The organism is Sphingomonas ginkgonis (genome assembly GCF_003970925.1).
Taxonomy (GTDB): Bacteria; Pseudomonadota; Alphaproteobacteria; order Sphingomonadales; family Sphingomonadaceae; genus Sphingomicrobium; species Sphingomicrobium ginkgonis.
This window is the reverse complement of the sequence record NZ_RWJF01000001.1, coordinates 378126-392230: the sequence shown is the minus strand read 5'-3', so window position 1 is coordinate 392230 and position 14105 is coordinate 378126. Positions and strand designations below refer to the sequence as shown.

General features: G+C 68.9%; 10 protein-coding genes. 8 read left to right on the top strand and 2 right to left on the bottom strand.

Features of this window, described 5'->3' with window-relative positions; translation table 11 throughout:
* Window positions 1-3 precede the first annotated feature (3 nt).
* From HMF7854_RS01925 to dnaN, 5 genes are all read left to right on the top strand, one after another.
* Window positions 4-1260: a spinster family MFS transporter gene (locus tag HMF7854_RS01925; RefSeq protein WP_239016796.1), complete on the top strand. Its 1257-nt coding sequence runs from the start codon at window positions 4-6 to the stop codon at window positions 1258-1260.
* A gap of 124 nt (window positions 1261-1384) precedes the next feature.
* Window positions 1385-2578 carry a hypothetical protein gene (locus tag HMF7854_RS15905; RefSeq protein WP_221766402.1) on the top strand — a complete coding sequence of 398 codons (1194 nt, stop codon included), beginning with the start codon at window positions 1385-1387 and terminating at the stop codon, window positions 2576-2578.
* 64 nt (window positions 2579-2642) lie between these two features.
* Window positions 2643-3212 (top strand): fasciclin domain-containing protein, encoded by a 570-nt coding sequence (locus HMF7854_RS01920; protein WP_185829118.1) that lies wholly within the window; start codon window positions 2643-2645, stop codon window positions 3210-3212.
* Window positions 3213-3340: 128 nt separating this feature from the next.
* Window positions 3341-4741 (top strand): response regulator, encoded by a 1401-nt coding sequence (locus HMF7854_RS01915; protein WP_126717561.1) that lies wholly within the window; start codon window positions 3341-3343, stop codon window positions 4739-4741.
* A 127-nt stretch (window positions 4742-4868) separates the two neighbouring features.
* Window positions 4869-5972 carry a DNA polymerase III subunit beta gene (dnaN, locus tag HMF7854_RS01910; RefSeq protein WP_126717560.1) on the top strand — a complete coding sequence of 368 codons (1104 nt, stop codon included), beginning with the start codon at window positions 4869-4871 and terminating at the stop codon, window positions 5970-5972.
* Window positions 5973-6002: 30 nt separating this feature from the next.
* Here the strand turns inward: dnaN and HMF7854_RS01905 are convergent, their stop codons facing one another.
* Window positions 6003-6428: a hypothetical protein gene (locus HMF7854_RS01905; RefSeq protein WP_126717559.1), complete on the bottom strand. Its 426-nt coding sequence runs from the start codon at window positions 6426-6428 to the stop codon at window positions 6003-6005.
* A gap of 69 nt (window positions 6429-6497) precedes the next feature.
* Between HMF7854_RS01905 and recF the strand changes: the two genes are divergently transcribed.
* On the top strand, window positions 6498-7562 hold the full coding sequence (gene recF / locus HMF7854_RS01900; protein ID WP_126717558.1) for a DNA replication/repair protein RecF: 1065 nt from the start codon (window positions 6498-6500) through the stop codon (window positions 7560-7562).
* Window positions 7563-7811: 249 nt separating this feature from the next.
* Window positions 7812-9329: a DEAD/DEAH box helicase gene (locus tag HMF7854_RS01895; protein ID WP_126717557.1), complete on the top strand. Its 1518-nt coding sequence runs from the start codon at window positions 7812-7814 to the stop codon at window positions 9327-9329.
* On the opposite strand, the gene HMF7854_RS01890 is transcribed toward HMF7854_RS01895, so the two are convergent.
* Window positions 9326-11452 (bottom strand): prolyl oligopeptidase family serine peptidase, encoded by a 2127-nt coding sequence (locus tag HMF7854_RS01890; protein ID WP_126717556.1) that lies wholly within the window; start codon window positions 11450-11452, stop codon window positions 9326-9328. The genes HMF7854_RS01895 and HMF7854_RS01890 overlap by 4 nt on opposite strands.
* Before the next feature lie 130 nt (window positions 11453-11582).
* Between HMF7854_RS01890 and gyrB the strand changes: the two genes are divergently transcribed.
* A complete protein-coding gene (gyrB, locus tag HMF7854_RS01885) occupies window positions 11583-14096 on the top strand; it encodes a DNA topoisomerase (ATP-hydrolyzing) subunit B (RefSeq protein WP_126717555.1) in 2514 nt (837 codons plus the stop codon).
* Window positions 14097-14105 lie beyond the last annotated feature (9 nt).

Here is a 14105-nt window from a genome sequence, read left to right as displayed (position 1 = left end):
GGCGTGGCGGGGAGCAGGGAGCAGGCGCGCAGCGGCTCGACCGTGCTGCTGTCGCTTCTGCTCCTCGCCTACATCTTCAACTTCCTCGACCGGCAGATCCTCGGCATCCTCGCCGGGCCGATCAAGGCCGACCTCCACCTCACCGACGCTCAATTCGGTGCCATTGGCGGGCTAGCCTTCGCGCTCCTCTACTCGGCGCTGGGCGTACCGCTGGCGCTCCTCGCTGACCGGACCCGGCGGAGCGCGGTCATCGCCGGCTCGCTTGCCGTGTGGAGCGCCTTCACCGCCCTGTGCGGGCTGGCCGGCAGCTTCGCTTCGCTATTCGCCTATCGCTTGGGCGTAGGCGTGGGCGAGGCTGGCGGCGTGGCGCCGAGCTATGCGCTAATCGCCGACTATTTCCCGCCGTCGCGCCGGGCCCGGGCGCTCGCCACTTACTCGCTCGGCATCCCACTCGGGCTCGCCGGCGGAACGCTGATCGGCGCCTATCTTGCCGCCTATCTGAACTGGCGCGCGGCGTTCATCGTGATGGGCGTGGCCGGTCTTCTGCTCGCGCCCGTCATGCTGGTCCTGGTGCGCGACCTGCCCCCGGCCGAACGCTCCAGCGGAAGCGCCGCGCCGATCGGCCAGGTGTTTCCGCTGCTCGCCAGCAAGCCGAGCTTCTGGCTGATGGCATTCGCCTCCTCCTTCAGTTCGTTGTGCGGCTACGGACTCGCGCTCTGGACACCCTCGATCCTCGAGCGCAGCTTTGGGCTCGGCTTGCTCGACCGCGCGCAGTTCTTCTCCAGCCTACTGCTGATCGGCGGCACGGTCGGGGTGTTCGGCGGCGGCTGGCTCGCCGACCGGCTCGGCGGCGGCAACCGCGCTTGGTATGCCTGGCTTCCCGCGCTCGCCTGGCTGGTGTCGGCCCCGCTCTTCTTTGCCGGGTTCCGCGCATCCAGCCTGAGCATCGCCTGGGCCTTCCTGCTGGTCCCCAACGCGCTCAACATCCTCTGGCTCGGTCCGGTCACCACGGCCGTCCAGCACCTGGCGCCGCGCCACATGCGTTCGAGCGCCTCGGCCAGCTTCTTGCTGATCAACAATCTGATCGGGCTGGGCGTCGGACCCTACCTCATGGGCTGGCTCTCGGACTCGATGAAGCAAGCCTATGGGCAGGACGCGTTGCGCCACGCGGCGACCTTGTGCCTCGCCTTCTACCTGCTCGCCGCATTGCTGATGGCGCTGGCGGCCTCGCGGCTGAAGCGCGACTGGGTAGAAGACTGACCCGCTCCTGAAAACGGCTGAAAGCCGAGGTTCATTCTGGCACGGCGAGCCGGTCAGGACGGCAGTCGTGCGCCGGAACGAGCGCTTCCGAAGACGCGTTGAGCGAGCCTGAAGGAGATATAAGATGCGCAAGTGGATGCTTGGGCTAGGCGCTGCGGCGCTGGCGATGGCCGTTCCCGCGCTCGCCGGTCCGGGGGGTGGTCACGGCGGCGGTGGGGGTGGCGGTGGCCATGGCGGCGGTGGACCGCATGGCGGCGGCGGTGGCGGCAGTCCCCATGGCGGCGGTGGTGGAGGCGGCCATGGCGGCGGCAATCCGCACTTCGGCGATAGCGGCGGCGGCGGCGGTCATGGTGGTGGCCATGGCGGCGGCTTCGCGATGGCGCGTCTGCACGGTGGAGGTCATGGCGGCGGCTATGGCGGCCGGCAGATGGCCGCGCGTGGCGGCGGCGGTCATGGCCATGGACATTCGGCGCACCGTGGCGGCGGCGGCGAGCGTCGCTTCGCCTCGCATGGCGGCGGTCACCGCAAGGTCCGGATGGAGCATGGCCGCGGCCGGGCCGAGCGCCGCGAGGCGCGCGCCGTCATCCAGCACGGCAACCGCAACCGCGTGAACTTCGTCGACCGGCGAGGCGAGACGAGGAATGTCCAGACCGTCAACAACATTCGTTTCGACGATCAGGTCGGCTACTCTGCCGCTCGCTTTCCTGGCCGCGGCTATTTCGACGGCTGCCCGCCGGGCCTCGCCCGCAAGAACAATGGCTGCCTGCCGCCCGGCCAGGCGCGGAAGCTGCTCGGAACGGCCCTGCCGGTGGCGTGGGGCGCTTCCTACCTGCCCGACTGGTCGCGCAGCTGGTACCCCGACGACCAGCGCTATTACTATCGCTATGACGACGGCTACGCCTATCGCGTGAACCGCGGCAGCAACCTCATCGACGAGATCCTGCCGCTCGACACCGGCTACGGCTATTACCCACTCGGCGAGCCCTATCCGCTCGACTGGCAGAGCTACAATGTGCCGGTTCAATACGCCAACTACTATCCGGACGGGACTGACGAATTTTATCGCTACGGCGACAATGCGATTTACTCGCTTAACCCACAAAACGGCGTAATCGATGGGATCGTCCAGCTGCTCGCCGGCGATCTCGGCGTCGGCAGCCAGCTCCCAGACGGCTACGACGTGTACAATGTCCCGATGGCCTATCGTGACCGCTACTACGACACACCGGATCGCTGGTACCGCTATAACGACGGCTACATTTACCAGGTCGATCCGAGCAGCCGGCTTATCCAGCAGGTCATCTCGGCAATCGCCTGACCGGGCTTCGGCCCCGGGGCGGCGCCGCGCCGCCCCGCACCAACCTTCGACGGAAAGGAACAGGATGAGGAACAGCGTCTCGCGGAGCGGGCTGGCTTTTGCACTTGCGGTGCTGGCGGGCTGCCACCAGCAGCCGGGCAACAACGCCGCGGCCAATCAGGCCGGGACAAACCAGGCGGCAAAAGGCAGCGAGGGCGGCTCCAAGCTCTCCGACGGGCTCGGCAACGACAGGAAGTTCGCCGCCGCGATCCACCAGGCCGGGCTCGACCGGACCCTGGCGGGGCAGGGCCCTTACACGGTGCTCGCCCCTACCGACGCCGCCTTCGACAAGATCCCGCCGGCGACCAAGGCGGCGATGATGAAGCCAGAGGGCCGGCAGCAGCTGACCCAACTGCTGACCTTTCACATCCTGCCCGGAGTGATCCTCGCCGCCGACATCGATCGCGCCATTCAGAATGGCAAAGGCACGACGAAGCTGGCGACGATGAACGGGGAGACGATCAGCGCCAGCAAGGAGAATGGCAGCATCGTCCTGTCCGATAGACATGGCGGCAAGGCCCGGCTGGCCAGCGGCGACGAGCAGCATAGCAATGGCGTTCTCCACCAGCTCGACGGGGTGCTGAGCCCCGGCTGAGCGACCGGTCCGTTCCGGATCCGTCTGTCCCGACTCGACTAGCGTCCATGACCGTTCCGGAGCGGGTTCGCTCTTACGCGCGGCGGCGCTCCCACTAGCCTCCTGATGCCCTGCTCGGACTCGGGGGCATGAAGAGCAAGGACAGGGGGATGGACCAGGAAGGCGGACCGGCATGCCCGCGCGGCATGTCAGAGCCGGAGCGCGAGCGCGATGCGCTGCCGATGCTCCGGCTGGTGGCGGAGAATAGCAGCGACCTGGTGGTGGTGCTCGGCGAGGATGGGGTTACCCGCTTCGTTTCGCCTGCCGCTCGCGCGCTTCTCGGCTTGCTTCCGGAGGAGGTCGCTGGCCACCTGCTGACCGAGTTCGTCCATCCTGACGATCGCGTCAGGCTCCGCCGGGCTTGCCACCGGGCTTGGGCCACGTTGCGCGCGCCACCCGTCCGCTTTCGGGTTCGTGACGCGCGCTTCGGCGAGCGCTGGCTCGAAGGTCAAGCCCGGCTGGTCTCGGGCATTCCCGGCTCTTCGAGTGGCGGGGCCGGACTGGTGCTCAACATCCATGACATCGACGCGCGGCTCCGCGCCGAGCGGGTCGCGAACGAGGCCTCGGCCAAGCTGCGGGAGGTCAGCCGGCTGCTCAACCTCGCCGAGGTGCTCGCCGACGTGGGGCATTTCCGCATCGAGACCGGCTCGGCGCAGGTCGACTGCTCGCACGAGGCCTGCCGCCTGGTTGGCCAGTCCCGAACCGTGATCAGCGCTCGCGAGGCGCTTCGCCTGATCGACTCCGGCGACCGCCTGCTCCTCCTTCGCCAAGTACGCTCAGCCCGGCGCAGCAGTCTGATCTCACGCTTCCGAGTCCGGCTTGCCGGCAACCTGCCGTCACGCGTCAACGTCGAGATCCGCCTCTACCGCGAGGAGAGTGCCACCCATTGCCGCCCAGGCCTGGTGGGAGTCCTCGGCCGAACGGACACGATCTTGGGTCCTTTCTGCCCACTCGAGCCGGAGCGTCCGGCACCGCCATCGGCGCGCCGTCTACCACCGCAATCGCATGGGGCAGCGTTCGCGCCGTTCGACGATCGCCCACGGCTTCGGCCGGCCAGTTGTCCGCCGCTCGCCCTGCTGCTTGCCGACGACAATCCCCTCGGGCTGGCGCTGATGCGCGATCAGTTGCGGGCACTCGGCCATCACGTCCGCATTGCCGAGGACGGACGAAGCGCGCTTGGGCTCGCCCTCGCCGAGCGGTTCGACTGCATCTTCATGGACGTGCAGATGCCGGAGCTCGATGGGGTGGCGGCGACCCGCGCGATCCGCACCTCGGCGGGACCGAACGCGGCCGCCCCGATCCTTGCTCTGTTGCCAGATCGCTCGCGCGAGCGCGCCCGTTTCCTGGCTCAGGCCGGCTTCACCGACGTGCTTGCCAAGCCGCTCGACCCGGTCATGCTCGAGCAGCGGCTCGCAAGCCTCAGCATCGGCGTCGATACCGCGGCTGCGGTCGCCGCGACGGGGCACGGTCCGGTACTGGTCCCCGCTTAATCGTGCGGCATGCCGGCGCTCCCGCAATCTGGCTCTGGCAAGCCTTCATCCGCTCGCTATAACGAGGCTCCGGCGCGGCGCCGAACCGCCGTCCGGCGGGTTACACGGGGCAAGGATCAGAGACGAGATGAAGGCGACGATTGAACGGGCCACCCTGCTCAAGAGCCTCAGCCATGTTCAATCGGTGGTCGAGCGGCGCAACACCATCCCGATCCTCTCCAACGTCCTGCTCGAGGCGCAGGACAGCGGCGCGCTTCGCCTTATGGCGACCGACCTCGACCTTCAGGTCGACGAGACGGTCGCCGCCAATGTGGCCCAGCCCGGCGCCACCACCGTGTCGGCCCACACCCTGTTCGACATCGTCCGCAAGTTGCCCGAGGGGAGCCAGGTCGAGCTGTCGGCGGCCGAGGGCAAGATGCAGCTCACCGCCGGCCGCTCGCGCTTCAACCTGTCCACGCTGCCCCGCGACGACTTCCCGGTGATCGCCGAAGGCGAGTTGCCGACCCGCTTCGAGCTGCCGGCCGCGACACTCCGCCAGATCATCGACAAGACCCGCTTTGCCATCTCGTCGGAAGAAACCCGCTATTATCTGATGGGGATCTTCCTCCACGTGGCCGACGACCAGCTGAAGGCCGCCGCGACCGACGGGCACCGATTGGCGCGGGTCACCGTCGCCAAGCCCGACGGCGCCGACGGAATGCCCGACGTGATCGTTCCCAAGAAGTGCGTGCAGGAGCTCCGCCGCCTGCTCGACGAGGTCGAGGGCACCGTCGAGATCTCGCTGTCGCCGACCAAGGTCCGTTTCACGCTCGGCCATGCGGTGCTGACCAGCAAGCTGATCGACGGCACCTTCCCCGATTATAACCGGGTCATCCCGACCGCCAACGACAAGCTCCTCAAGCTCGACCCGAAGAGCTTCTCGGCGGGTGTCGACCGGGTCTCGACCATTGCCAGCGAGAAGACCCGCGCGGTCAAGATTGCGCTCGACCGCGACCGCGTGACTCTTTCGGTCACCAGCCCGGAGAACGGCACCGCCGCCGAGGAACTCGCCGCCGATTATGGCGCCGATGGGCTCGAGATCGGGTTCAATGCCCGATACCTGCTCGACATCCTCGGCCAGATGGACGGCGACACGATCGAAGTCCATCTCGCCGACGCCGCCGCGCCGACCCTGCTGCGCGAGAACGACAAGTCCAGCGCGCTCTACGTCCTCATGCCGATGCGGGTGTGATCCGGACCGCTGCGCCGGCCGGACGCTCGCCTAGCGACCGCCGGCCCGCGGCGAGGATTGCGACAGCCGGCGTCGATTTCCCGTCACCGCCTTGTGCAGGGGCGTGAAGGCCCGAACGCCGGTTGTCAGCGCACTGTCCGCCAGCCGCGCGGCGCCCTGCCAGTTGCCTGTCGAGCCGCTGAGCCAGGCATGGCCGAGCCGCTGGCCTTCGACGAACATCGATGCCTGTAGCTTGGCCGCGTCTCCGGCGAGGATCGACCAGCTCTGCAGCGCGCCGAAGGCCTTCTCGCTGACCATGCGGTTGAGCTCGACCCAGTCGGCGTGAAGCGGGTCGCGCATACCCTCGGCGATGATTTCCGAGCGTCGATTGATGACGTGCCCGGCAGCCTCAGCCGCTTCGCCCATCATCACGGCGGCGCGCCACCAGCGCGACCATTGCTGCAGTGCATCATTCATGGCGGGTGAACGAGTGGGCCGGCCACTGGGTCCCTTGCTCGTTACTTGGTCTCGTAGCAGGGCAGGGCGGTGCCGCTCGCCCGCCTGACCCTCACCGATTTTCGCAACCACGCGGACGCGGCGCTCAGTCCCGGGCCGGGCTTCGTCTGCCTGTTCGGAGAAAATGGCGCGGGCAAGACCAACATCCTTGAGGCGGTGTCGATGCTCGCGCCGGGGCGCGGGCTTCGCGGAACGCCGCTGAGCGAGATGGCGCGGCAGGCGGGCCCCGGCGGCTGGGCGGTCGCAGCGCGGCTCGGCGTGACCGAGGTCGACCTCGGCACCGGCACGCTCCCCGCCGCACCCGAGCGCCGGGTTGTCCGCATCAATGGAGCGCCGACGGCGGTCACCGCTCTGTCCGAGTGGCTGGCGGTGCTGTGGCTGACTCCGGCGATGGACCGGCTGTTTACCGGGCCGGCCGGCGACCGCCGCCGCTTCCTCGACCGGCTGGTGCTCGCGCTCGAGCCAGGGCACGCCCACCATGCCGCGCGCTACGAGGCGGCGATGCGCGCGCGCAACAAGCTGCTGGCCGAGCCCGAGGGGGCAGACCCCGACTGGCTCGCCGCGCTCGAAGCCGGAATGGCCGAGCATGGCGCGGCGCTTGACGCGGCTCGCCGGCGCACCGTGGACGCGCTCGGCGAGGCGCTGGCCGGGGTTCCCGAGGATCGCTTCCCACGCGCGCGTATTGCGCTCCAGGGCTGGGCCGGCGGAGAGCTGACCCGCATCCTGCGCGCCAACCGCGGGCGCGACGCCGCCGCAGGCCGCGCCACCGAGGGCCCGCATCGCCAGGACCTCGCCGTCACCCACCTCGCCAAGGACCAGCCCGCCAGCCTTGGCTCGACCGGGGAGCAGAAGGGCCTGCTGCTCGGCCTCGTCCTTGCCCATGCCGAACTGGTGGCCGAGCGGCGCGGAACCGCGCCCATCCTCCTTCTCGACGAGGTCGCCGCCCACCTTGACCCCACCCGTCGCGCCGACCTGTTCGGGCGGCTGGAAGGCCGCGGGCAGGTGTGGATGACGGCGACCGAAGCGGCGCTTTTTGACGGGATCGGAGACGCCAGCCGCTACCGCGTGAGCAGCGGAGTCGTTTCTCCGGTCTGACCTCCGCAGCAAGCGTAGCGGCAGCCCTTGACGATTGTTGCGAAGGCGTACTGGACTTTTCGACCGAGCGGCTTATATGCGGCGCACCACGAGGCGCTTTATCAAGCGGCGTGATCGGCCCAGTGATCTGGAAACAGCCGGCCCGCGCTTCGTTACGATCTGCTCTCCATGTCACGCGGGGTGCTCTTTACAGCCCCGATCGGCGCGCCCGCTGCGGCAGCGCCGCTCGTCATGCCTTAGGATTTTCCATTGACCCAATTCACCGATCTTGGCCTGTCCAAGCCGCTTCTCGCTGCGCTGGCCGCCAAGAACTACACCACTCCGACGCCGATCCAGGCCAAGGCGATCCCGCCGGTGCTCGCCGGCAAGGACCTGCTCGGCATCGCGCAGACCGGTACCGGCAAGACCGCCGCCTTCATGCTCCCCAGCCTCGACCGGCTGGTCGCCGCGTCCAAGGGCCGTCTGGTCCCTGGCCGTGCCCGGATGCTGGTCCTCGCCCCGACCCGCGAGCTTGCGGCGCAGATTGCGGAGAGCGCTCGGACCTACGCCAAGGGCCAGCCGCTCAGCGTCGGCGTGATCTTCGGCGGCGTGCCGGTGCCCCGCTCGTTGCGCGAAGTGTCGCGCGGGCTGGACGTGCTGGTCGCCACCCCGGGCCGGCTGCTCGACCTCGTCGACCAGCGTGCGCTCGACCTGTCGGCGTTAGAGATCCTCGTCCTCGATGAGGCCGACCAGATGCTCGATCTCGGCTTCATCCATGCGCTCAAGCGAATCGTGAAGCTGATCCCTGCAAAGCGGCAGACCCTGTTCTTCTCGGCGACCATGCCGAAGCTGATCAAGCAGCTCGCCGACAGCTACCTGACCAGTCCGGTCGAAGTGTCGGTCACCCCGGTTGCCACCACCGCCGAGCGCGTCGAGCAGCACGTCACCTTCGTCAACCAGGCGGAGAAGGTCGCGCTGCTGACCATCTTCTTCCAGAATACGAAGATCGAGCGCGCCCTCGTCTTCAGCCGGACCAAGCATGGCGCCGACAAGATCGTCCGCTTCCTCGAGGCGGGCGGGATCGCGTCGAGCGCGATCCACGGCAACAAGAGCCAGGCCAACCGCGAGCGGGCGCTGGCCCAGTTCCGCTCGGGCGAGGTGCCGATCCTGGTCGCGACCGACATCGCCGCGCGCGGGATCGACATCCCGGGCGTCAGCCATGTCATCAACTTCGACCTGCCCGACGTTCCCGAGCAGTATGTGCACCGCATTGGGCGCACCGCGCGCGCCGGCGCGAGCGGGATCGCCATCGCCTATTGCTCGGACGACGAGCGCGGCAACCTCCGGGACATCGAGAAGCTGACCCGGCAGAAGCTGCTGCCGGCGCCGCTCCCGACCGGCTTCAACGCCGCGGTCGAGGCGATGAAGGCGCTCAAGCCCGCACCACGCCGTGCACCTCAGCCCCAGCAGCGCAACAAGCGCAACGAGAGCGGCGCGCGCGGCCATTCGCGCGATCCGCAGCGCTTCGGGCTGCCGCGCAACGATCCACGGAGCGACATGCCGGAAGAGCGCAACGGCCCGCGCGAGGGCGGCCGCAGCATGCGCGGCGTGCCAGGCGCGGCGCGCGGTCCGGTCGGCAATCCGATCCGCTCCGGCGGCCAGCCGGGCAGTGCTCAGCCGCAGCAGCGCCACGGCGGTCAGCGTCCGGGCGGCGGGAATGGCGGCGGCGGTCGCCCGAACGGCGGCCAGCGTCGCCGTGGCGGCGGCGGCCAGCGCCGCGCCGGCTAGGGGCGGGGCTGGAAGTCCGGAACGCCCGCCCGCCACAGCGCGAAGCTGTAGACGTCGGCCCATAGCCGGTCGCGCTGGGTCCGGGTCGACCCGACCCCGTGCCCGGCGCCGAAATCGAGGCGGAGCAGCACCGGCTGCCCGCTGCTCGTCGCCGCCGCCATCCGCGCCGCATATTTGGCGGAGTGGAAGGTGGCGGCGCGCGGGTCATTGAGCCCGCTGATGACCAGCGTCGCCGGATAACGGGTGCCCGCCTTCACATGCTCGTACGGGTCCATGTCGAACATGGTCCGGAAGGTCTTCGCATCGGTGATCGGGCCGCCCCACTCGGGGATGTCGGTCATGTTCTGCTCGGACACGTAGCGGACCGGATTCATGAAGCCGACGTTGGCGATCGCCCCGGCGAACAGGTCGGGGCGGGTGTTGACCGCCTGCCCGACCATGATCCCGCCGGCCGAGGTGCCGATGATCGTCATCTGCTTGGGCGTGGTCAGCCGGTCGCGGACCAGCGTCTCGGCGACATCGATCGCGTCCTGCCAGGTGTTGGCCTTGGTCGGGCCGCGTCCGGCATAGTGCCAGTCGCGCCCGAACTCGCCGCCGCCACGGACGTTCGCCATGGCATAGGCGCCGCCGCGGTCGAGGAAGGGGATCAGCGCGGTCTGAAACCGCGGCAGCATCGCCGCGCCATAGCTTCCATAGGCCTCGATCAGCAGCGGCGCGGGGCCGCGGTCGAACGCACCCTTGCGGGCGACCACCGTGTAGGGGACCTTCGTTCCGTCTCGCGCGGTGGCGGTCCGGACGCGGGTCTCGTAGCGCGACGCGTCATAATCGGCTGGCGCGGCGCTCATCCTCATCGAGGTCAGCGTTCCGTCGGGCGCCATCCGGTAGATGTCGGCGGCGTGCAGCCAGCCGGTCATCCCGATATAGGCGGACCCGTCCTCGCGCGAGGTGCTGAGGATCTGCGCATTGCCGGCGAAGGGCAGCTCGACACGCGTCGCCTGACCGTTCGACGACACCCGCCAGATCCCCGTCTGGCTGCCCTCGACGGTCTGGACCAGCGAGCCCTGCGGCACGTTCCACAGGCCCTGGATGACCGGATTGCCGGGCAACGGGATCGTGCGCGCGGTGGCGAGGTCAGGGGCGGCGCCGCTGGTCACCAGCAGGCGGCCGTTCGACGCGCCGCGGGTCGATACCAGCCAGACCTGGTCGCCGAGCAGGCCGCCATTCTCCAGCTGCTGGTCGAAGTCGCCCACCAGCCGCCACTGCGCCTTGCCGGCGATCAGCGCCGCCTTGTCGGTGACGTAGGTCGCCAATTCCCGCCGCCCGTCGGACACCGCAAGCATGGCCAGCGGCGACAGGTCGTTGAAGGCGAGGAAGGTGAACTGCTCGGGCTTGAGCGGGAAAGGCGGCTTGTCGCGGCTCAGGAGCAGCGGGTCCGCCCCCGCAGCGCCCAGCCGGTGCAGCCGAAGCTGGTTGTTGAGGTAATAGGTCGGCGTGCCATGCTCGCCGACGAAGGCGAGATAGGTGAAGCCGCTGCTGTCGGGTAGCCAGGAGACCACGCCATAGTCGGTCCACGGGATGGCGTCGGCGAGCAGCTTGCCGCTGGCGACGTCGAGCACCCGGGTGACCGAGGCCTCGCTCCCGCGCTTGGACAGGCCGAGCGCGACGAAGCGGCCGTCGGGTGAGGGCTGCCACCAGTCGAATGCCTGCGGGGTTCCGAGGATCGTCGCCGGGTCGAGCAGCAGCCGCTCGTTTCCGCTCGCGTCGCGAAGGTAGAGCCGCGGATCCTCGGCGCCCTTGTCGCGGCGCTGGATGAAGGTGCGGTCCTTGACCGCGCGGACCATCGACACCGCCTGCTGCTCGCCGGACAGCGCCTGAATGTCGCGCAGCAGCGCGGCGCGGCCGGGGATCGAGGCCATGACCTGGTCGGTGTAGCCGGCCTGCGCCTGCAGCCAAGGCATCCAGCGCGGGTCCTTCCCGCTTTCCATCCAGCGATAGGGATCGACCACCCTGGTGCCGTAATAATCGTCGGTGACCGGCTCGTTCGGGGCGACCGGCGGCGGCGCGGCGGCGACCAGCGGCAACGTGACGGCGAGGATCAGGACGATACGGTTGGACAGACGCATTGAAGCCCCCTTCGATGACGCGACCAGGCCGGAGACTGCGCCGATTTGGGGGAGAGTCAACCGTAGTGCCGCACGCCCTTTCCCGCGCCCGCGCGCGTGACTTTGGAGCCTGAGTCGCTATATCCTCCTCATGGCAAGCGACCCCAATCAGAACAGTTACGGTGCCGAGAGCATCAAGGTCCTCAAGGGCCTCGACGCGGTGCGCAAGCGCCCGGGCATGTACATCGGCGACACCGACGACGGATCGGGTCTCCACCACATGGTGTTCGAGGTCTCCGACAACGCGATCGACGAGGCGCTGGCGGGCCATTGCGACCGCATCCTCATCCAGCTCAATCCCGACGGGTCGGTGACGGTCGAGGACAATGGCCGCGGCATCCCGACGGGCATCCACCCGGAGGAAGGCGTCTCGGCCGCCGAGGTCATCATGACTCAGCTCCACGCTGGGGGTAAGTTCGAGAACACCAGCGACGACAATGCCTATAAGGTTTCCGGCGGTCTCCACGGGGTCGGTGTGTCGGTGGTGAATGCGCTCAGCGAGTTCCTCGACCTCACCATCTGGCGTGACGGGGAGGAGCATTTCATGCGCTTCGCCCACGGCGACGCCGTGGCGCCGCTCAAGGTCGTCGGTCCCGCGCCCGAGGGCAAGAAGGGTACCCGGGTGACCTTCCTGCCGAGCCCCGCCACCTTCAAGATCACCGAATTCGACTTCGAGAAGCTCGAGCATCGCTATCGCGAGCTGGCCTTCCTCAATTCTGGTGTCCGGCTGGTGCTAGCCGACGCGCGGCACGAGGAGCGGGTCGAGCACGAGCTCTACTACGAGGGCGGGATTGCCGCGTTCGTCAAATACCTCGACCGGGCCAAGACCCCGCTCTTCCCCGACCCGATCGCCATCTCGGCGGTGCGCGACGGGATCGGCATCGACGTCGCGCTCGAATGGAACGACAGCTATTACGAGAATGTCCTGCCGTTCACCAACAACATCCCCCAGCGCGACGGCGGCACGCATCTGGCGGCCTTCCGCGCCGCGCTGACCCGCACCGTCAACGGCTATGCCGAGAAGTCCGGCATGCTGAAGAAAGAGAAGGTGACCCTCACCGGCGATGACATGCGCGAGGGCTTGACCGCGATCGTCTCGGTCAAGCTGCCCGATCCCAAGTTCAGCTCGCAGACGAAGGACAAGCTGGTTTCGTCCGAGGTTCGCCAGCCGCTGGAAGCGCTGATGAGCGACAAGATGGCCGAGTGGCTGGAGGAGAACCCCGCCAACGCCCGCGCCATCATCCAGAAGATTATCGACGCCGCCGCCGCGCGCGAGGCGGCCAAGCGGGCGCGCGAGCTGACCCGCCGCAAGGGGGTCATGGACATCGCCTCGCTGCCCGGCAAGCTCGCCGACTGCCAAGAGCGCGATCCCACGCTCAGCGAGCTGTTCCTGGTCGAGGGCGACTCGGCCGGCGGTTCGGCCAAGCAGGGGCGCAATCGCCACAACCAGGCGATCCTGCCGCTGCGGGGCAAACTGCTCAACGTCGAGCGGGCGCGGTTCGACCGGATGCTGTCGAGCCGCGAGATCGGGACGATCATCCAGGCCCTGGGGACGGGGATCGGGCGCGAGGAGTTCAACCTTGAGAAGCTGCGCTACCACAAGATCGTCATCATGACCGACGCCGACGTCGACGGCGCCCACATCCGCACGCTGCTGCTGACCTTCTTCTACCGCCAGATGCCCGAGCTGATTACCGCCGGGCACCTCTTCATCGCCCAGCCGCCGCTCTACAAAGTCGCGCGCGGGCGCTCGGAGGTGTACCTCAAGGATGACGGCCAGCTCGACGACTATCTCGTCGAGGCCGGGCTCGACGGGCTCCAGCTGGAGACCGCGCGTGACGTGCGTCAGGGACAGGATCTGCGCGCCCTGGTCGATCATGCGCGGCGGGTCCGCACGCTGATGCGCTACGCGCCCAAGAAGTACGACCCGGCGCTGCTCGAGGCGCTGGCGCTCGCCGGCGCGCTCGACCCGGTGCTCGACAGCAGCGGCCGCGAGGGCGCGATCGCCAAAGTCGCCGCCTGGCTCCAGGCCGGTGACGAGGAAGCAGTCTGGTCCGGCGAGCTGGCCGCCGAGGGCGGCTATCTGCTCCGCCGGCTGTGGCGCGGAGTGACCGACGTCACCATCGTCGAGCCGAGCTTCCTCGGTTCGGCAGAGGCCCGCAAGCTGCACAGCCTGGCGCAGGAGCAGGCCCCTGCCTACGCCACGCCGGCGACACTCCGCGCGGTGAAGAAGGGTACGCCCGCCACCGCACCGCAGGAGCCGACGGTGGGCCCCGGCGAGGGCGAGGAGGCGCTCGAGCAGGCCGAGGCGGACACCCGCGGCCGGCCGACCGCGATCACCCGCCCGACCGAGCTGCTCGACGCAGTGCTCGCCGCCGGGCGCAAGGGCCTGTCGATCCAGCGCTACAAGGGGCTTGGGGAGATGAACGCCGAGCAGCTGTGGGAAACCACGCTAGACCCCGCCAACCGCTCGCTGCTGCGGGTCGAGGTCAGCCAGGCCGACGTCGCCGACGAGATCTTCACCCGGCTCATGGGCGACGTGGTCGAACCGCGCCGCGAGTTCATTCAGGAAAATGCGCTGAGCGTGGCGAACCTCGACGTCTGAGCGCAGCAG